Annotated in this window: 19 protein-coding genes; 3 read left to right on the top strand and 16 right to left on the bottom strand. The window is 39.3% G+C overall.

Translation table 11 applies throughout. The features are described from left to right. Positions 1-9: 9 nt before the first annotated feature. The 10 genes from BSO02S_RS10515 to BSO02S_RS10470 all read right to left on the bottom strand — a co-directional run bounded on the left by BSO02S_RS10515 (position 10) and on the right by BSO02S_RS10470 (position 10,469). Positions 10-2,238 (bottom strand): penicillin-binding protein, encoded by a 2,229-nt coding sequence (locus BSO02S_RS10515; protein ID WP_066066513.1) that lies wholly within the window; start codon positions 2,236-2,238, stop codon positions 10-12. Then, entirely contained in the window at positions 2,235-2,594 is a 360-nt protein-coding gene (ftsL, locus tag BSO02S_RS10510; protein WP_066066510.1) for a cell division protein FtsL, read from the bottom strand. The genes BSO02S_RS10515 and ftsL overlap by 4 nt, the downstream gene beginning before the upstream one ends. Positions 2,595-2,616: 22 nt before the next feature. After that, the gene (gene rsmH / locus BSO02S_RS10505; RefSeq protein ID WP_066066506.1) at positions 2,617-3,549 is read right to left on the bottom strand and encodes a 16S rRNA (cytosine(1402)-N(4))-methyltransferase RsmH; all 933 of its coding nucleotides are present in this window, start codon (positions 3,547-3,549) and stop codon (positions 2,617-2,619) included. A 65-nt stretch (positions 3,550-3,614) separates the two neighbouring features. Then, complete coding sequence (gene mraZ, locus BSO02S_RS10500) at positions 3,615-4,046, bottom strand: division/cell wall cluster transcriptional repressor MraZ (protein WP_066066503.1); 432 nt, start codon at positions 4,044-4,046, stop codon at positions 3,615-3,617. A 158-nt stretch (positions 4,047-4,204) separates the two neighbouring features. Continuing rightward, a complete protein-coding gene (gene bshC / locus BSO02S_RS10495) occupies positions 4,205-5,839 on the bottom strand; it encodes a bacillithiol biosynthesis cysteine-adding enzyme BshC (RefSeq protein WP_066066500.1) in 1,635 nt (544 codons plus the stop codon). Positions 5,840-5,934: 95 nt separating this feature from the next. Beyond that, complete coding sequence (locus BSO02S_RS10490; RefSeq protein WP_235846901.1) at positions 5,935-6,318, bottom strand: DUF3397 domain-containing protein; 384 nt, start codon at positions 6,316-6,318, stop codon at positions 5,935-5,937. Between the two features lie 2 nt (positions 6,319-6,320). Further along, a complete protein-coding gene (locus BSO02S_RS10485) occupies positions 6,321-7,229 on the bottom strand; it encodes a 2-dehydropantoate 2-reductase (RefSeq protein WP_066066496.1) in 909 nt (302 codons plus the stop codon). Positions 7,230-7,344: 115 nt separating this feature from the next. Beyond that, entirely contained in the window at positions 7,345-8,886 is a 1,542-nt protein-coding gene (locus BSO02S_RS10480; RefSeq protein WP_066066493.1) for an acyl-CoA carboxylase subunit beta, read from the bottom strand. Positions 8,887-8,904: 18 nt separating this feature from the next. Next, on the bottom strand, positions 8,905-9,117 hold the full coding sequence (locus tag BSO02S_RS10475) for an acetyl-CoA carboxylase biotin carboxyl carrier protein subunit (RefSeq protein WP_066066492.1): 213 nt from the start codon (positions 9,115-9,117) through the stop codon (positions 8,905-8,907). Between the two features lie 14 nt (positions 9,118-9,131). After that, positions 9,132-10,469: an acetyl-CoA carboxylase biotin carboxylase subunit gene (locus BSO02S_RS10470; protein ID WP_066066489.1), complete on the bottom strand. Its 1,338-nt coding sequence runs from the start codon at positions 10,467-10,469 to the stop codon at positions 9,132-9,134. 236 nt (positions 10,470-10,705) lie between these two features. On the opposite strand from BSO02S_RS10470, the gene BSO02S_RS10465 reads away from it, so the two are divergent. Further along, on the top strand, positions 10,706-11,179 hold the full coding sequence (locus BSO02S_RS10465; RefSeq protein WP_066066487.1) for an N-acetyltransferase: 474 nt from the start codon (positions 10,706-10,708) through the stop codon (positions 11,177-11,179). 41 nt (positions 11,180-11,220) lie between these two features. Here the strand turns inward: BSO02S_RS10465 and BSO02S_RS10460 are convergent, their stop codons facing one another. The 4 genes from BSO02S_RS10460 to BSO02S_RS10445 all read right to left on the bottom strand — a co-directional run bounded on the left by BSO02S_RS10460 (position 11,221) and on the right by BSO02S_RS10445 (position 13,592). Beyond that, entirely contained in the window at positions 11,221-11,847 is a 627-nt protein-coding gene (locus BSO02S_RS10460; protein WP_066066483.1) for an RsfA family transcriptional regulator, read from the bottom strand. A gap of 74 nt (positions 11,848-11,921) precedes the next feature. Next, entirely contained in the window at positions 11,922-12,692 is a 771-nt protein-coding gene (locus BSO02S_RS10455; RefSeq protein ID WP_235846900.1) for an enoyl-CoA hydratase/isomerase family protein, read from the bottom strand. Positions 12,693-12,806: 114 nt separating this feature from the next. Continuing rightward, positions 12,807-12,980, bottom strand: coding sequence for a 50S ribosomal protein L32 (rpmF, locus tag BSO02S_RS10450; RefSeq protein WP_066066477.1), 174 nt, complete (start codon positions 12,978-12,980; stop codon positions 12,807-12,809). A gap of 84 nt (positions 12,981-13,064) precedes the next feature. Then, positions 13,065-13,592 (bottom strand): YceD family protein, encoded by a 528-nt coding sequence (locus BSO02S_RS10445; protein WP_066066474.1) that lies wholly within the window; start codon positions 13,590-13,592, stop codon positions 13,065-13,067. Between the two features lie 238 nt (positions 13,593-13,830). Between BSO02S_RS10445 and BSO02S_RS10440 the strand changes: the two genes are divergently transcribed. After that, a complete protein-coding gene (locus BSO02S_RS10440; RefSeq protein ID WP_066066471.1) occupies positions 13,831-15,045 on the top strand; it encodes a nucleotidyltransferase in 1,215 nt (404 codons plus the stop codon). A gap of 34 nt (positions 15,046-15,079) precedes the next feature. Here the strand turns inward: BSO02S_RS10440 and BSO02S_RS10435 are convergent, their stop codons facing one another. Both BSO02S_RS10435 and BSO02S_RS10430 read right to left on the bottom strand, forming a co-directional pair. Then, positions 15,080-16,099 (bottom strand): SepM family pheromone-processing serine protease, encoded by a 1,020-nt coding sequence (locus BSO02S_RS10435; RefSeq protein ID WP_066066466.1) that lies wholly within the window; start codon positions 16,097-16,099, stop codon positions 15,080-15,082. An 8-nt stretch (positions 16,100-16,107) separates the two neighbouring features. Then, entirely contained in the window at positions 16,108-16,887 is a 780-nt protein-coding gene (locus BSO02S_RS10430; protein ID WP_066066463.1) for a patatin-like phospholipase family protein, read from the bottom strand. Positions 16,888-17,110: 223 nt separating this feature from the next. Here BSO02S_RS10430 and spoVV point away from each other — a divergent pair, with 223 nt between their 5' ends. Then, positions 17,111-18,325: a dipicolinic acid transporter SpoVV gene (gene spoVV, locus BSO02S_RS10425; RefSeq protein ID WP_066066460.1), complete on the top strand. Its 1,215-nt coding sequence runs from the start codon at positions 17,111-17,113 to the stop codon at positions 18,323-18,325. The last annotated feature ends 9 nt before the right edge of the window (positions 18,326-18,334 follow it).

Below are 18,334 nucleotides of genomic sequence, written 5' to 3'. Positions count from 1 at the left end.
ATTTGCGGATTAATCTTGGACCTTTTCTTCAGTTTTTTCGTTATCCACTGTTTTAGCTTTCTTTTCATCATTCCATTGTTCTTCAGGGGTTTTTAAATCAACAATGAGAAAATCCCCTTTTCTGACTATTGCCTTCGGTTTAATATTTTGCACGGTGACGTAACCTTTACCCTTTGAATTTAGTTTTAAACCAGCGAGGTTAGCAACCTTCATCACATCTCTAAGCGACCAGCCGGTCATATCCGGTGCAGTTAGTTCCCCATTTGTTTGGAGGATAACCTTCTCCCCCTTTAAAACGGTTGTCGAGGGCTCTGGGAGCTGATTGACCACTTCTGTACCGCTGCCTAGCACAACGGTTTCAATCCCTTTTGCTTTTAAACTATTTATTGTTTCGGCAACGGACTGTACTTTAAAATCAGGCAGTTTATTTACCTTAGCATTTACAATACTTGAGGGCTGGATATTTAAATATTGCAGGCTATTTTTCATTACAGGATTAAAAATAGCGGAAACAGGAAGAGCTCCTTGCCCGGTTCCATCAAGATCAGGCTGCTGGACCGCCACATAGACAATTAACTTTGGGTCATCCTTAGGCGCCATACCTAAAAATGAAAACATATAATTATCTGCTCCACTTAAATATTTTCCATTCGGTCCCGGGATATTAGCCGTCCCCGTCTTACCCGCGACACTGTAACCATCAATTTTGTATCGTCCTCCAGTCCCAGTAGGTGAGGTTACAACCGTTTCAAGAATATCACGAACTGTTTTAGCTGTTTCGGACGATATTGGGGATGAAACTACCTCTGGAGATATCTCCTTTATCGTTTTGCCTGTATCATGATTAACAATTTTCTCGACTACATGCGGCTTTACCATTTTTCCGCCATTGGCAATGGCAGTTGCTGCTTGGATTTGTTGAATCGGTGTAATCGCTGTTCCCTGCCCATAAGCGGTCGTAATTTTTTCAATCGGATAGGTATATTGAATCTTTCCTGAAGTTTCATCTGGAAGGTCAATCCCTGTTGGTTTATCGAAGCCAAATTTAGCCAAATACTTTCTAAACCTTTCAAAACCAAGCTTCTCATTGGCAATTTTCGCAAACGCAACGTTAGATGAACGCTGAACACCTTCAAGATAGGTGATTGTGCCCCATCCCGATCCATTGTGATCATGAATCGCTTGGTCCCTTTTCGTTACTCGATAAGAACCAGATTGATACTTTTCATTTGGATTGAACACCTTTTCCTGTATTGCAGCAGCAAGTGTGAAAATTTTCATCGTTGATCCGGGTTCAAACGATGTTTCAATGGCTTCATTATGCCAGCTCTTATCAATCCCTTCCCTTGTTTTCGGTTGGAAAGTCGGACGCTGCCCCATAGCTAAAATGTCTCCTGTTTTCGGGTCAGCAACAATCGCAATAATTTTTTTCGGATTATAATCCTTTACCACATTATCCATGGCATCTTCTAAAAAGGTTTGAATCTTTTTATCGATTGTCAAATAGATATCATTTCCATCTTGGACTGGGGTAACTTTTTCTTTTCCATCAGGAAGTAAATAGCCCCACGAATCACTTTCATAATTAATTTTGCCGTCTTTTCCTGTTAATTCGTCGTTATAAATTTTCTCTATCCCCATTTGTCCCACTGGTTTGAAGGTTTTATCCTTTTGCTTAATTTGATCGGTATAACCGACTAAATGAGAGGCGAAAATCCCATTTGGATAATAACGTTTGGAATCACGGTTAAACGAAATCCCAGGAAGCTTTAGGGCATCAATCTTTTTTTTCGTTTGAAAAGTAATATCTTTTCCTGCCTTGCCAAGCTCAACCTGGAACTTACCCTTTTTTATCCCCTTGGTTAAAATACTATAAATCTCTGATTCATCCAATTTAATGTACATGGAAAGCTCTTGAGCTGTTTTGCGCGGGTCTTTTACGTGGTGCGGATTTTTGGGATTGATCGTCATCTTCTTATCTAAAATGGCAATAAGCGTGTAGGCTGCCGTATCCCCGGCCACAACTTCGCCATTACGATCTAAGATATCTCCCCTTGAAGCAGAAAGGGCCCCCTGCCTGCTATATTTTTGTTGTGCCTTGGCAGCAAGTGGCTGCCCTGCAACTTCTCCAGTGATTTCGATTGAGAAATATCTGAAAAGTAATACAAAAAAGAGCAGGACGAATATCCCAAACAATATCGCTGCTCCCCCATTCATATTTGGCTGTTTTTTGTTCATCTTCCTGCAACATCCTTAACATTAGTCCCATTCCACTCAAGGCCCATTTTTTCGGCCTCTCTCTTAATGCGTTCATACGAACTTAATTCACTTACTTGAACCCGCAAATCACTATTTACCTTTTGCTGCTCATTAACCTTAGCTTCCACATTTTGAATACTTTTGTTTACCTCGTAAATTTTCGTTTGATTTGTAATAAGTTGGACGGCCCCTAAACAGACCATTCCTGCAAAGGCAACCCCAATAATTTTTTCACCTGGAGTAAGCCAGGATTTTTTTATTATTAATTGTTTTGTGCTTTGGACTGTTTGTTCTGTTTGTTCTTGTTGCTGGTACTTTCTGGCAAGACTACTCAAACTTTTCCCCTCCAGATTTGTTCTATAGTTTTTCTGCAATTCTGAGCTTTGCAGATCGGGCGCGATTATTTAGTTCAAGTTCTTCCTCTGATGGAAGAATCGGTTTACGGGAGATTAACTTTAAAATTGGTTTATACTCATCCGGAATGATCGGTAGACCATGAGGTAAATTCGGTGTTTCACTTGCTTTCTTAAAGGCTGCCTTACAAATTCTATCCTCTAAAGAATGGAATGTAATGACACTTATTCTCCCCTCTGGGTTTAACAAGTCAATTGCTTGAACTAATGATTGTTCAAACACAGCTAATTCATCATTAACAGCAATTCTGACAGCTTGAAAAACTCGCTTTGCAGGATGTCCACCTTTTCTTCTAGCTGGAGCTGGGATAGCGTCTTTAATCAACTCAACTAATTCGGAGGTCGTTTCAATTGGTTTTACTGCTCTCGCTGCTTCAATTTTTCGAGCAATTTGCTTAGAAAATTTCTCTTCCCCATAGCGGAAAAAGATCCGGACTAAGTCCTCGTAGGTCCAGTGATTAATGACATCATAAGCAGAAATATCTGCTTGATTGTCCATCCTCATGTCTAACGGGGCATCATGATGATAGCTAAAGCCTCTTTCGGGTGTATCCAATTGCGGTGAGGACACGCCAAGGTCATAAAGAACTCCATCTACCTGTGTAATACCCAGATTTTCAAGTTCCTCTTTTAAATATAAAAAATTACTTTTAACAATAGTCAGTTTTTCATGATGGGCAGATAATTTCTCTTTTGCATGAGCGATAGCTGTTTCATCTTGATCGAAGGCAATTAATTTTCCCTTTTCACTGAGTTTCGAGAGAATGACCGCACTATGTCCGGCCCCACCCAATGTACAATCCACATAGACACCATCAGGCTTAATATTCAATCCCTCCACAGCTTCCTTTAACAAAACCGTTGTATGTTCAAACATGTTGCTTCCACCTCTTTCCAATCGAACGATAAATAATAGAGTGTTATTTTAGAATAACTTCTCCATTATATATCAAAGCCAATCATATTTTCTGCAATTTCCGTAAAAGATTCTTCTGACTGTGTAAAATAGTCTTCCCAAATCTGTTTACTCCAAATTTCAATTCGATTGGAAACACCCAAAATGACACATTCTTTTTCCAACTTTGCATATTGCAATAGTGGTGCAGGAATATTTATCCTTCCTTGCTTATCAAGTTCACTCTCAGTTGCTCCTGAAAAGAAAAATCTAGTAAAAGCACGGGCATCTTTTTTTGTCAGAGGTAAGCCTTTTAACTTTTCTTCAATAAGCTCCCATTCTGAAATAGGGTAACCAAATAAACATTGATCCAATCCACGTGTGATGACAAACATGTCGCCAAGCTCATCACGGAATTTGGAGGGCACAATTAACCGGCCTTTCATATCAATGCTGTGATGGTATTCACCCATGAACATACCCATGACCCCCACTTTCTAATAAAAATGTACCACATTCCCCCACTTTCCACCACCTATTTGTTAACTATTCGTCCTAAAATCTTAATAATCCTTTTTTAACCAGCAGTTTTTTTACAAAAAAAAGAAAAAAACTCCACAGCATCTGTGGAGTTCTTCTAAATTTTCATTACCTTATGGCGGCCGTCAAACTCAAAAGCCCCTGCCATTATGTCCTCAATAAAATCCAAGCCATACTCGTTCAGATAATAAAATATATTCCAAACCCTTTCTTGTGGAAAGCCATCGGGTCTTAATGCTAGGTCCACACGGGCATATTTTTTTAACAGGACATCATGTTTCAACTTTACCGCTTCTTCTAACCTTGATTGCATAAAGCCAATCTCTTTTAGTAAATAACTTTCGTTTTTCTTTAATAATGGTAAAAGCCCGCGATCTAGCTCGGCTGTTTTTCCTTCAATTTGCTGGTACTGCTTCATTAATAATTCTTTGGCATTTGAAAACAGTTCCTCTACTTCCCTATCTTTAATCGATTCAAGGAATTTTTCTCTTTCATTTTCCGTCCCATTGCTCAAAACATCTGCTAACTTTAACTCTAATTCCAAAATATCAGTTTCAACAGAACGGTCTAGAAAGGTTATATTCAATCGCGGAACTATTGGAGGCATCTTGATTTTGAAATGCTCAAAAACGAGCTTTAGTTCTGCCCAGTAAGAAATTTCACCAGGACCTGCAATAAAGGCAATGGTTGGAAAAATCCATTCCTGCATAAGTGGACGCGTCACCACATTATTGCTTAATTTGGCAGGATTCTCCTCGGCAATCTCCACTAATTCCCCTTTTGAAAATGATAAGGTACCATCTTTCCCCACAAAACAATCATTTTCCCGATCATATTCAAGTAAAATTCGGTCATTCATTTTTTGATCATAATAGAATAGATTTGCATTGGCTTCGCTTGCTTCAATGGTGATTGGAAAACCCTTTTTTCTAATTTGCGCTTGCTGCTCCAATAACGAGAATGTTATCGAGTCATGGTGCAAAATCTGCTCCCTGAAAAATTCCTTTTGCAATTGACGAAACTCTTTATTACCGGAATCAACAATTAAAAGTCCAGAATCCTTGAATAATTCCATAATAATGTTGGCAAAGAAATCGACAAAGGTGGTTGATTTTGAAATCTGTTCTTGTGCAAACTCTAAGAGGCTGTTCGTGTGTTCTGTCTCACCGAAGTTTTCGATTAAGTTCTGCACCCATGACAGACAAATTTCCTTGTTTAAAGGAATATCGGACACCATTTTCTTCTGGTGAACTCTTTCCGGGTAGGTCCATTTATCTATCTTTTCATTAACAGGCATAAATAAATGATTCACTTCTTGGAAATCATGGTCTTCGCCGGCAATCCAAAAAACAGGAACCACCGGCACGCCAAGCTGCTGCTCTTTTTGTTCCGCTAATTTAATTATTGAAATGACTTTATGTATCGAATAAAGCGGACCTGTAAGAATCCCAGCCTGCTGTCCCCCAATGACAACAACGCTATTATTTGTCTTTAGTTTATCGATTGACTTTATAACAGCTTCAGACGTTGGAAACCGCTTCATAAAGCTCTCAATATGTTCAGCAGCTTCCACGCGGGGAAACGATCGGTTACTTAATTCAGCTAACCTTTTCATATCATCGGTTGATTCATTAAAGCGATAGTGAAAAAAAGGCTGAATTTCAGTAGTTTGTTCCAAATAATTCGAAGCAAACCGATTGGTTGCTGGTAAGGAGAGATTTAAAATCTCCATTTATGTACTTCCTTTCTGATCACCCAAATTCATTCTTTTTAGAGTATACCACTACCCGGCGGAATTAAAAAAAACTTTGCCTCAAAATTTTAGACTTAAAAAGTAAAGGTCACGGCACGGTATATTAAACCATAGAGTGTTAGGCCAAGATAGGTTATAAAAAAGACGATAAAATTAAAACGCCAAAAACCTTTGAATACTTTGTTTAGGACAATTTCTTCTTTTACCTTCCAATGGACAAGGACAAACACCATAGCAACCAAAATCATTAGTAGTATTATTAACCAAAAAAGCGATTTCCCCCAAATAGTGATTATTAAAAAGTGAACAGAAATGATAAATAAAACTGTCGTATAATCTAGTGACTTTTGAACAGATTTGCGGGTGTTTTTAGTAATTAATTTTATAGCTGAAAAGACCATGATGGATCCTAAAAACGGCAGCGTAAAGAAAATCGTTAACACACTTGATAGGATCATACTCACGAATACACCCCCTTCTCTATTTCTTTCCCTTTTATCAGATTGTAAAGGTTCTCAATCTGAGTGGCTGGTCTTTTTTGTTTATTTGCTTCTTCCAATAAAAATCCCAAAATAGCATCTATTTCAGTCAATCTATTTGCCTCAATATCCTTCAGCATAGAGGAATGATTTTCAGCTGTCTTTTTGCAAATAGTAATAATTTGTTGAAGATGGTCCTCCTGTTTTTCTAAATTCAAATTCAAAATAAAGGAGATTTCCGAAAAAAGACTTTTTAAGGCATAAAAATAAAACTGATTTGTTATCAATGCACCGTTTTTGACCCGAAGGATGGCCGTTAATGGATTAATAACTGCGTTTACAATTAATTTATTTATCAGCATTGAATAATAGTCCCGCTGGAATACCACCGGAAACTCTATTGAAACGGAAGCTGCTAATTGATGTAATAGTGTTGCATTACCATGGAAAACAGCAACATTGGTTACCCCTTCACCATTATGGCTTACCATGAATGAATTTTTCTTAAGAGCTCCATGTTCAACGGACCCGACAAAAAGATTATTTGTACGGATGTTTTCCAGAAGCTTTAGATGCCCCATTCCATTTTGTAAAAATAATAAGCTTTCAGGAACGGCAGGTAAATATTTTATTTTCTCTATAATCGCTGGAAGCTGATATTGTTTGACTGCAATGATCGTTAAATCCTCTCTTCCCCTCCACTCGGTCATTGGCAAAGCCTTTACGAATTGATATTTTAGCATTGATCCTTTTTTCAGCAAGATTCCATGTTTATTTATTTCTAAGGCCTGTTCCTCTGCTCTAGTGTAAATCGTCACGTTGAAAACCCTGCTAAGGTAGGAAGCAAATAATAATCCAATTGACCCAGCACCGATTATTCCAATTTTCATGGTAACCCCTCTTTTTATCATCGTTACAAGTATTTTATCAGATTATATAAGCCCCTAGAAAGTATGAATAACGAAAAAATCCCTTACCGAGAATATTTCGACAAGGGATTTTCTCCTATACTGGATAAACCGGATGCTTCCGGACACTGAAAGTCAATTCTTTTGTTTCATAATAGGCAAAGCGCTGAATAAGCACATCTCTTAATTCTGATGGCGCCGTAATTTCGTCGACTATCAGCTCAGATGCAAGCTTATAAATATCGATATGTTCTTTATACTCTCTATGCTTCGCTTGAACATAGGCGATTCTTTCTTTCGGATCGACAATTTCATTGATCTTATTGGAATAGACAGCATTGACAGCCGCCTCTGGGCCCATCACCGCAATTTGTGCGGTCGGTAGGGCGATGCAGCAGTCTGGCTCAAACGCAGGTCCTGCCATTGCATAAAGACCGGCACCATAAGCCTTTCTTACAATAACGGATATCTTAGGCACAGTTGCTGAGCTCATTGCGGCAATTAATTTTGCCCCATGGCGAATAATCCCGGCCCGTTCAACCTTTGTACCAATCATAAATCCAGGTACATCTGCAAGGAATAATAACGGAATATGGAAGGCATCACAAAGCTGGATAAATTTTGCGGCTTTATCAGCGGAATCAACAAATAGAACCCCGCCTTTTACCTTTGGCTGATTAGCGATAATCCCGACCGCTCTGCCATCGATTCTAGCCAAACCGGTGATTAATTCAGGTGCAAATAATTTTTTAATTTCATAAAAACTAGCATCGTCAACGAGTCTTTCAATACATTCGTACATATCAAAGGGAGCGTTTTGGTTTTCCGGAATAATCGCTTCTAGCTCGCGGCCTTCGTTTGCTGCTTTACCCTCAACCAGATTTGTTTTTTCTTTAAAGCTGGCAGGGAAATAACTGATATATTTTTTTGCTAATTCAATCGCTTCTTCTTCACTGGTGCTGAGAACATCACCGCAGCCGCTAATAGTACAGTGCATTCGGGCCCCGCCCATTTCTTCAAGCGATACCTTTTCCCCGATAACTTTTTCAGCCATTCGCGGTGAGCCAAGGTACATCGAGGCATTTTGATCGACCATAATAACAATATCGCAAAATGCCGGTATGTACGCCCCACCTGCCGCAGAAGGTCCAAACAGTATACAAATCTGAGGAATCATCCCCGACAGCTTCACTTGGTTATGGAAGATTTTACCCGCTCCGCGACGATTAGGAAACATTTCTAATTGATCTGTAATTCTTGCCCCAGCTGAATCGACAAGATACAATAACGGAACCATCAATTTTTCCGCTGTTTCCTGAATACGGATAATCTTTTCAACTGTACGGGCTCCCCATGAACCAGCTTTTATAGTGGAATCATTGGCCATGACACATACCGTCTGCCCATTAATTTTGCCAATCGCTGTGACAACACCATCAGCTGGAAGGTCACCGGCTTGAAAATTAGCAAATTTCCCATCTTCCTCATACTTACCTTCATCAAACAATAAAGCTAAGCGGTCACGAACAAATAACTTTTTTTGCTCTTTTGCCTTTTCATGATATTTTGGCTGTCCCCCAGCTTCGATCTTTTTCCTATTTTCATTTAATTGATCATTTAATGTATTTGTTTTTGCCATTTCGCTCCCCCTCCTCTGCTATTCTAAAACAATCAATACATCGCCTTCATTGACAAAGTCGCCAATGTTAACCCGCATTTCCTGTACTGTGCCAGCGGACTCGCTTTCAATCGGAATTTCCATTTTCATAGATTCAAGCATTACCACTTCCTGACCCGGGTTAACTTTGTCACCTGATGCTACGAAAATATTTAATACCGTTCCTGCCATAGTTGCTGTAATTTCTTTCATACTTTTCTCTCTCCCTATTTCACTAAATTTTTTGTTAAAAAGCTTGTTGTATACGATCCATTTTGGAAATCATCATTTGCTAAAATATTCAAGAAAAGCGGTGCATTGGTTTTTATTCCTTCAATCTTCATTTCTTTAAAAAAGCTTTTGGCTAATTCCAATGCTTCCTTTCGTGTTTCACCTTGAAATATACACTTTGCAATCATCGGATCATAAAACGGAGTAACTGTTCCACCTTCCTCATAGCCGGAATCAATTCTCACTCCCTCTTTTTGATTCCAATGAAGAGTGGTAATTTTCCCAGGCGATGGCAAAAAGCGGACAGGGTCTTCCGCGTAAAGTCGGAATTCAATGGCATTACCTGACGAGGAAATTTCATTTTGCAGTAAAGGTAACCTCTTGCCTTGAGCCACGAGGATTTGCCATTTTACTAAATCAAGGCTCGTAATCATTTCTGTAACTGGATGCTCGACCTGCAAGCGTGTATTCATTTCAAGGAAATAAAAATTTTCATTTTCATCGACAATGAACTCAATCGTTCCAGCGTTCGTATAGTCAACAGCGTGAGCTGCTTTAACAGCTGTTTCATACATTTTATTTCGGACTGAGTCGGATAGAAATGGTGATGGTGATTCTTCGACAACCTTTTGATGTCTTCTTTGAATCGAACAATCCCTTTCAAATAGATGGACGATGTTTCCATGGTTATCCCCAAATACCTGAACTTCGATATGCCTGGCATCAGCAATATATTTTTCGATAAATACCTTATCAGAGCCGAAATAGGCCAAAGCCCTCGACTTAGTTGAAGTATAAAACTTAACGAGCGCTTGCTCATTTTCACAAAACACCATGCCAATTCCGCCACCGCCGCCGCTAGCCTTAAGCATGACGGGATAGCCAATTGCTTCCGCAAAGCCACATGCCTCTTCTATCGTTTTTAAGCCAACACTGCTTCCAGGCACTACTGGTATTCCAGCCTTTTCCATAGTATGGCGCGAAGCAATTTTATCGCCCATTAATTCAATCGTTTCAGGTTTTGGCCCGATAAATATTATTCCCTCGTTTATCGCTTGTTGGGCAAATGCGGCATTTTCTGATAAAAAGCCATATCCAGGGTGGATGGCATCCACTTTTTCACTTTTTGCTATTTCTAAAATCTTATCGCTCTGTAAATAGGATTTGTTAACAGGCGGTTCGCCTACACAAACTGCCTTTGTTGCCGCTTTCACAAATGGCATATCTTTATCAGCTTCGGAATAAATAGCAACCGTTTCAATTCCCATCTCCTGACAGGTTTTAATAATCCGAAGGGCAATTTCTCCTCGATTGGCAATTAAAATCTTTTGCACACTTTTTCCCCCTTCATACCCCTTTTCTACCTCGTTTAATATGTTTCTACATCATTCCCCGAATTTCCTGCATTTTTTGTAAACGCTTTCCGAATTTATTTGAAGAATTTTTTGTATTTTTATTATATAATGATATTAATTCGTTTTGAATAATGCAAATATTTTTCACTTCATATTATTCAAGAACAAATGAATATATACAAGATTATCAGGTTTTCATTTTTAGGAGGTAGACTATGGGAGTAAAAGTGGAAAAACTAAAGGTGAATTTTAAAACACTAGAAGAGTTTAAAAAGTTTAAAGAATATGGAATTCAAGAGCTATCAATGCTTGAGGACCTTGAAGCAAATATGGTTGATAATGATAGTGAATCACCATTTTACGGGGTTTATTTCGGGGACAAACTAGTAGCACGAATGAGTCTTTATCAAATTGATGCAAAGTTTGACCGCTATTTCTATCCGCCTCAAAACTATTTAGAATTATGGAAGCTTGAAGTATTACCTGATTATCAAGGTAAGGGGTATGGTAAAGTTCTTGTGGAGTTTGCGAAAAACTTCGGCCTGCCAATTAAGACAAACCCAAGAGTAAAATCAAGCGGATTCTGGGAAAAGATGGAGTTTGCCAATGTAGATTACGAAATGGAGCGTGACCGTGGCGAAAACCCATTCGTCTGGTATCCGGAAGGTGTCAAACCCCAGCAACATTAAGATTTTGTTACCAAATAAAGAAGCGGACAGAGTCCGCTTTTTTATTTTTCTATTCTTTCAAGATTGCCGTTTTTGTCCATTTGAAATTTTACCTTTTGTTGTTTTTCCTCATCTTGAAGGATCACCATTTTCCGGGCTCTTTCCATAATTTCGATTAAGGAACGATAATCTTCTTCAATTGCCTTTAAATTTTTAAACAATCTTTCATTTTCCGCGGCTAAATAGTATGTTTTCTTTTCCAACTCTTTGATTTTTTCAAAAGACTTCTTCTTATCCTCTTCAAAATTGGAGGTGGCTGCCGCTTTTTTATGGAGTCCCTCCAAAAAGTGAACAACAGCTGGAAACGTGATTGTATTACCTCGTTCATCAGGTGGTGACGTAACACTTTCTGCCTTAGCTTCTTCTACGAGAGGTTCCCCTGCATCAGCTGCCGGTTGTTTTTTCAATTCCTTTCTCTGCTTCTTGGCAAGCTCAATTCCCGATTTATATTGCTTTCTTACATATGAATTCCAGCGGAAGCCGCAGGCAGCTGAGGTTCGCGAAAGCTGCTTCCCTACCTCCTCAAATGCCTGCAGCTGTGTCCCGCCTTCACGGATTTGTCGTAACACAACTTCCGCAAGCAGCAAGTCTTCGTCCTGGGACCACGCATCTTGTCGAGTTGGTGACATTAAATCATCCCTCCTAGTGTTTTTATAATACATATGCATCTACTAGAAAAGATAGACTTAAACAAGCGGCGTGTTTAATCTTTATTCGCTGATTTTTTATTCATAAACGATTTTACATAGTCATGATGGGCATCACTTTCCCATAGTAATGAACAAGTTCTTACCTCTTCCTCTATTCTTTCGAATAGTTTCGTTTCCGCCCACTTTCTCGTCCATATTCTTTTATAGGACTGCAGCACCGTTAACTCATTTGTTAACAATTTCTCCAGATATGCATCACAAGACTGGAGGGGGTCATCCTCAAAGAGGGCATCGATAAATCCAGCATCTTGTAAATAATCAGCTGATTGCAGTTCTGCGTCCATTAAGAGCTTCATCGCATTAGCGGCAGGGAGTTTTTCCGCTAAAATGGAACCACCGCCCCAGCCCGTTGTAATTGCTTGCTTACCCTGTACAAATCCCGCTTTTATACCTTTTCGCGCAAGGCGGAAATCACAAGCTGAGGCAAGCTCACACCCGCCTCCAATCGCAGTTCCATTTATAAGCGCAACGGTCGGAATTGGCAGAGTAAGAAGAGAATACAGAATATTCGCCATCCTCGAAAGCATGGGATAGGCGTCTTCCTTTGTATGCAGGAGGTGAAAATCCGACAAATCTCCCCCAGAACAAAAGGCACGGTCGCCGGTTCCCGTAATAACAAGTGCTTTTATCCCAGGATCCGAGGATTTCTTCATAGCTTCCGATAACCCTTGCATAATGTCAAAATTAATAGCATTCCTTTTTTCACTTCTTTTTATCGTAAATAATAAATATCCTGACGCCCGCTTTTCAATAGTGTATGACAAACTTACACATCCTTTCATATTTTTTCAGGGCAATTTATAAGTATGTATTTTTTCTATGAAACGACAAAAGCACAAGGGTTTAAAAACCCTTGTGCTTTCTATCTTACCTTAAAATTAGTCGTTAACAACATCTTTTCCTTTGTAAGTTCCGCAAGCTTTACATACGTGATGAGTAAGTTTCATTTCACCACAGTTTGGGCAACTTACCATACCAGGAACGCTTAATTTAAAATGAGTACGACGTTTTCTTTTTGCAGTTTTAGAAGTCCTTCTAGCTGGTACAGCCATTCTTCCCACCTCCTTAAAGAGTATTAAGAAAGTAATGAAGGCCAGGAATGCTGGTTCTTCACTTTGCTTCTTAGTTTTTGTCGATTATGATTCGGAAGAAGAATTGTTTTGGTCAAAAAACTTTGCAAGTCCTGCTAGTCTTGGATCAATCTTGTTAGACTGATCATCATCACGAACAACTTCCCAATCCTTACCGGATTGCGGTGCCGCTCCTTCAGATTCTCCATCTTCGCAAAACACTTGCATCGGAACCTCAAGTAAAAGGATCTCTCGAATGAGTGGATAACAATCAATCACATCATCTTTTACCTGATAGGCTTCCTCTTCAGTTTCATAAACTGAACCTTGTAAGAGGAAAGTTTCAGTTGTTTCGACATTAATTGGCAGTTTCACATCTACTAAAGTACGAGAACAAGGAAGTATTAAATGACCTTCGATTTTTAAATGGAATGTCACTTTCGTTGAATCAATATCTCCACGACCCGTAATGTGAATGGGAGACACTTCCAGGATGGATGGATCAATTTCTTTAATCTCATCGACCCGAATCGTTTCATCAATCAAAAAATCCTTGTTTCGATATTTTTGTAATTGACCTAATGTCCATTTCAATTGAATCACCCCAAGGCAACAAAGGTAATTATAGCCTTCGATAAATTTTTTGTCAATGTTTTTTCTTTACACCTCGTCAGGTGATTTAAAAAAGAAGCAAATCGCTCATAAGTGCTGCTGATACTAGTTTAACCAGATAAGCTTTTTGCAAACATCTTGATTATCATAACATATAATTTGATTGGTTTCCTTACAAATTTGCTATAATGGTAATAGTTTTATTTTTAAGGAGGCACACATGAAAGCTGTTGGCTTAATCGTTGAATACAACCCTTTTCATAATGGACATGCCTATCATCTCGAGACCTCGAAGGAAGCAGCGCAGGCAGATGTGGTCATCGCAGTCATGAGCGGGAATTTTTTGCAAAGGGGCGAACCTGCACTTGTTTCCAAATGGTATCGCACGAAGATGGCATTGCTAAATGGCGTTGACATTGTTTTTGAACTTCCCTATAGCTTTGCTACTCAGAAGGCAGAGACCTTTGCCAATGGGGCCGTGTCAATATTAGATGCTGCAGGCTGCGACTCTTTATGCTTTGGAAGTGAAAGTGGCGATATTTCTACTTTTTTTCAAACGATTGATTTCTTAGAAGAACAACAACGGCCATTTGATGAAAATATCAAACGATTCCTGAAAACCGGTGTCAGTTATCCAAAAGCTTTAGCACTCTCCTTTCAACAATTATCCGATTCAGAAAAATTCTTGGACCTAGCGATGCCGAATAATATTCTTGGCTTCCAATACATAAAAGCAATTAAACAACAAAAGAGCACGGTCAAACCAATGACAGTCCCACGCAAAAATGCAGACTATCACGATGAACATTTTGCCTCTGAAACGATTGCCAGTGCAACGAGTATCCGAAAGGCCATTTTCTCGACGGAGGATGGTAAAACGGGAATTGACCAATTTGTACCAGAGCCGACCAAACAATTGTTAAAAGAATATTTACAACATTATCATGTGTTTCACCAATGGGAAAATTATTGGGGCTTCCTTCAATTTCGGTTAATCCACAGCAGTCCTAACGAGCTTCGGGAAATTTACGAGGTGGAGGAAGGACTTGAAAACCGATTGCTGGCTGCAGCCTCAGAAGCTGATAGCTTTCAAGAGTTTATGCAGAAAATAAAAAGTAAACGTTATACATGGACTCGGCTGCAGCGATTATGTGTTCATATCTTAACGAATGCTAAAAAAACGGAAATGAATCGTAATCTGGAAAAGGCCTCTTATTTAAGACTTTTAGGTATGACAACAAAGGGGAAAGAATATTTGAATAAGCGGAAAAAGGATTTCAGCCTTCCCCTCATTTCAAAACTGTCTTCCTTTAAGGAGGGTGAGATTTTACTGGACGTAAAAGCAGCTCGTGTATATTCTCTTGGTGTTCCCACTCATTTAAAAAAGGAAATGATTAAGCAGGAATTTCAGCAGCCGCCGATTTTTATTAAGTAAAAAGATGATGCGATTTAACGCACCATCTTTCTTTTTATTTATTCGGCAGCTTCTCTAAATAACTTACACCGTCTTCAAAGGTATCAATTGGAACAATCTTCATTTTTGTCTTAATATCACGAGCTGTCTTTACTGCAGCCCGATAGTTGGAATCCTTGGCTCCTTTTTCGTTAGGGGCCAAAAAGATTTCTGCACCAGCCTTGTCAGCTGCGACAATCTTCTGTTCAATCCCACCGATAGGTCCAACCGTACCATCAACTTCTATCGTCCCCGTCCCGGCTATTTGGTACCCTTTTGTTAAATCAACACTTGTTAACTGGTTGTAGATTTCCAATGAAAACATAAATCCAGCAGACGGCCCGCCGATTTCATCCGTCCGAACCTTTACCTTTGGATCAACAATAATTTCTTTATCGTCCACTAAGGATATTCCGATTCCTATCTTTTTAGGATCTTCTTTAAAGGGCTTTAGAGTTAGTGTAACCGTATTCGTACTCTTATTTCTTAAATAGGTTAATGTAACCTTATCCCCAGCTTGTTTTTTGCCAACGTAATCAATGAATTTTTCCGAGGAAGGTAATTGCTGCCCATCCACTTTAAAAATTCGATCGCCTGCTTGAAGCTTCCCATCAGCAGGCATAGTTGGAATCACCTGCATGACGTAGATTCCATTATATTGGTAATGAACAGGTAATCCAGCATGGCGGTAGGCAACCTCGATTGCATTTTGTTTCGACCCTGCCATCAGGTGAAGCTGTCTAACATTATATTCTTCCTCTGTTTCTTTTTTATATAAAATCATATCTAATGGATAAATTTCTTCATATTTTCGTATCTTTGCCTCCAAATAGGAGTAGATATTCGCTCTTCCCATTCTCACTGTTGTAAGCATAAAGTTTCCTTCATCTTTATATCCGTCTTCAACTGTAACGATTGGCCCAAGTTCTTTTGCCATTCCTGGCTTTGATACATAATATGGCAAGGTATAAAACATCCCGCCAATCAATAACAAAGCAATTAATAGGGCGGAACCAAAATATATTTTTTTGCGCATCACTCAAGTTACCCCTTCCACTGTTCAATAACTGTTTCAATTTGCTTAAGATGTCTATTTGTTTCCTCGACACCAATATTGATAATTTCTTCAATATTCGTAAAAGCTCGAGAACTATAATTTTCAACAGGAGGCCGAATCATCACGTCGGCAGTAATCTCCCTGCTGTTGACGATTTCCGTTTGCATAATGTCAATGCTTTGCATGATGACATCATAAATAGAACTAATTTCTGCATTTCGTTTCACCATTGAAACATCGACCGCAATAACAATATCTGCGCCCATTTCTTTCGCGACAGATACTGGAACACGGTCAGTTACACCACCATCGATAAGGATTCTTCCCATATATTTTTCCGGCACAAAAATCCCCGGAATTGAGATGCTTGCTCTAACGGCTTCTGCGACTGGCCCTTGCTTGAAAATGACTTTTTCACCTGTCAATAGGTCAGTCGCGACAATTCCTATAGGGATGGATAGATCCTCAATATTTTTCCCATGGGTAAAAACCCTTATAAAATCCTTCACTTTCTTACCTGAGATAAAACCCATTTTCGGAACAGTAAAATCTAAAAAGTATTTCCTTTTAAATGCAGTTGATAATTTATATAAGCGATCCAAGTCAATGCCCGCCCCATAAAAACTACCCACTAGTGCCCCCATGCTGCTGCCGGCTATTAGATGAATCGGAATACCAGCATCACTTAATGCTTTAATAACACCTAAATGAGCAAACCCGCGGGCACCGCCCGAACCAAGTGCCAAACCTATTTTAGGGTGCTCCATAACAGCGCAGACCTCCTATTAATAAATGAACCAGAACCTTGTGTCTTGTTCAATCTTATGGTCTAAATTAACGTTCTATGAGTATATTTGTGTTATATGAGGACAAGTAGAGTAGCCGAAACTAGACAGGGTATTAGTAAGATTCAAAAGATAATTTCTATTTTATCATTCAACTATTTAAATTGCACAATTTGAGCAAACTCATCGGAAGGAGGCCTCTTCGTTGTTTCGGTCAAAACTAAAAACACTCTTTTTATCTATATCCGTCACTATTTTAGCAGCCTCCCTTATTTCTTTTCCCAAAGAATCATTAGATGCCTCTACTCGAGGTCTTGAGATGTGGTGGGAAATTGTTTTTCCTTCCCTGTTACCTTTTTTTATTGTTTCTGAAATGTTAATTGGCTTCGGGGTTGTTACCTTTATTGGTGTACTATTGGAACCGCTTATGAGGCCGCTGTTTAAGGTGCCTGGGGTAGGCGGATTTGTTTGGGCAATGGGAATGGCCTCCGGATTTCCTGCCGGAGCAAAATTCACGGCAAGATTACGCCAAGAAGGCCACTTAACACAAATTGAGGCAGAAAGGCTTGTTTCTTTTACCAATTCCTCTAATCCATTATTTATCTTTGGAGCAGTGGCAGTAGGCTTTTTCCATAATCCTCAACTAGGGATTCTCCTTGCAATGGCCCATTATTTCGGGAATATTTGTGTCGGCATATTCATGCGCTTTTATGGAAATGAAACAAACGATAAAAAAACGGAACAAAGAAAAAGGTTCAAAATTCGTGCTGCCCTATCGGCTCTGCACCAAACAAGGATCAGAGACAATAGGCCCATCGGCAAACTCCTTGGTGATGCCGTTAATTCCTCGATTCAAACATTATTAATGGTTGGGGGATTCATTATTCTTTTTTCTGTAGTGAACAAAATTCTTTTTCATTTACATATTACCGCTGGTCTTGCAAAAGTCGTAGAAACGCTATTCTCCTCCATAACGTTTCCTGAAATGCTTAGTATTCCATTGATTTCCGGGTTATTTGAAATTACCTTAGGAAGTGATCTGACTAGTCAGGTCACAAATGCCTCTCTTATGCAAAAAGCAATGATTACCAGCTTCATTCTGGCTTTTAGCGGTTTCAGTGTCCAAGCACAGGTTGCCAGCATTCTTGCGCAAACAGATATCAGGTTTAAGCCCTTTTTTATGGCAAGAATCATTCACGGTGTTTTTGCGAGTTTTTTTGCGCTCATTTTGTGGAAACCAATTTATGTACGATTTCATAGTAAGGAGGAGCCCTCTAACGCATTGCCGGTTGGTTTCTTTGAAGACGGGTCATGGGCAAATCATCTTTACCATCAAATGATTGAGGTTGGACCAATCATCACAATCCTCTCGCTCTTCTTGTATGCACTTATCTTGTTTTCTCGCTTAAAAAGGAGCTAAGCACAAATG

Origin of the sequence: Neobacillus soli NBRC 102451 (genome assembly GCF_001591665.1) — a bacterium.
Lineage (GTDB): Bacteria > Bacillota > Bacilli > Bacillales > Cytobacillaceae > Neobacillus > Neobacillus soli.
Note: the sequence above shows the minus strand (reverse complement) of the source record. Positions and strands in the feature narration are given on the sequence as shown.

Bases quoted from the DNA above. Each gene is read 5' to 3' on its own strand.
- rsmH (WP_066066506.1), bottom strand. From the start codon at position 3,549: ATGTTTGAACATACAACGGTTTTGTTAAAGGAAGCTGTGGAGGGATTG.
- BSO02S_RS10485 (WP_066066496.1), bottom strand. From the start codon at position 7,229: ATGAAAATTGGAATAATCGGTGCTGGGTCAATTGGATTATTATTTGCT.
- BSO02S_RS10440 (WP_066066471.1), top strand. From the start codon at position 13,831: ATGAAAGCTGTTGGCTTAATCGTTGAATACAACCCTTTTCATAATGGA.
- BSO02S_RS10430 (WP_066066463.1), bottom strand. From the start codon at position 16,887: ATGGAGCACCCTAAAATAGGTTTGGCACTTGGTTCGGGCGGTGCCCGC.
- rpmF (WP_066066477.1), bottom strand. From the start codon at position 12,980: ATGGCTGTACCAGCTAGAAGGACTTCTAAAACTGCAAAAAGAAAACGT.
- BSO02S_RS10515 (WP_066066513.1), bottom strand. From the start codon at position 2,238: ATGAACAAAAAACAGCCAAATATGAATGGGGGAGCAGCGATATTGTTT.
- BSO02S_RS10475 (WP_066066492.1), bottom strand. From the start codon at position 9,117: ATGAAAGAAATTACAGCAACTATGGCAGGAACGGTATTAAATATTTTC.
- BSO02S_RS10435 (WP_066066466.1), bottom strand. From the start codon at position 16,099: ATGCGCAAAAAAATATATTTTGGTTCCGCCCTATTAATTGCTTTGTTA.
- BSO02S_RS10480 (WP_066066493.1), bottom strand. From the start codon at position 8,886: ATGGCAAAAACAAATACATTAAATGATCAATTAAATGAAAATAGGAAA.
- BSO02S_RS10465 (WP_066066487.1), top strand. From the start codon at position 10,706: ATGGGAGTAAAAGTGGAAAAACTAAAGGTGAATTTTAAAACACTAGAA.
- bshC (WP_066066500.1), bottom strand. From the start codon at position 5,839: ATGGAGATTTTAAATCTCTCCTTACCAGCAACCAATCGGTTTGCTTCG.
- BSO02S_RS10490 (WP_235846901.1), bottom strand. From the start codon at position 6,318: ATGATCCTATCAAGTGTGTTAACGATTTTCTTTACGCTGCCGTTTTTA.
- BSO02S_RS10460 (WP_066066483.1), bottom strand. From the start codon at position 11,847: ATGTCACCAACTCGACAAGATGCGTGGTCCCAGGACGAAGACTTGCTG.
- mraZ (WP_066066503.1), bottom strand. From the start codon at position 4,046: ATGTTCATGGGTGAATACCATCACAGCATTGATATGAAAGGCCGGTTA.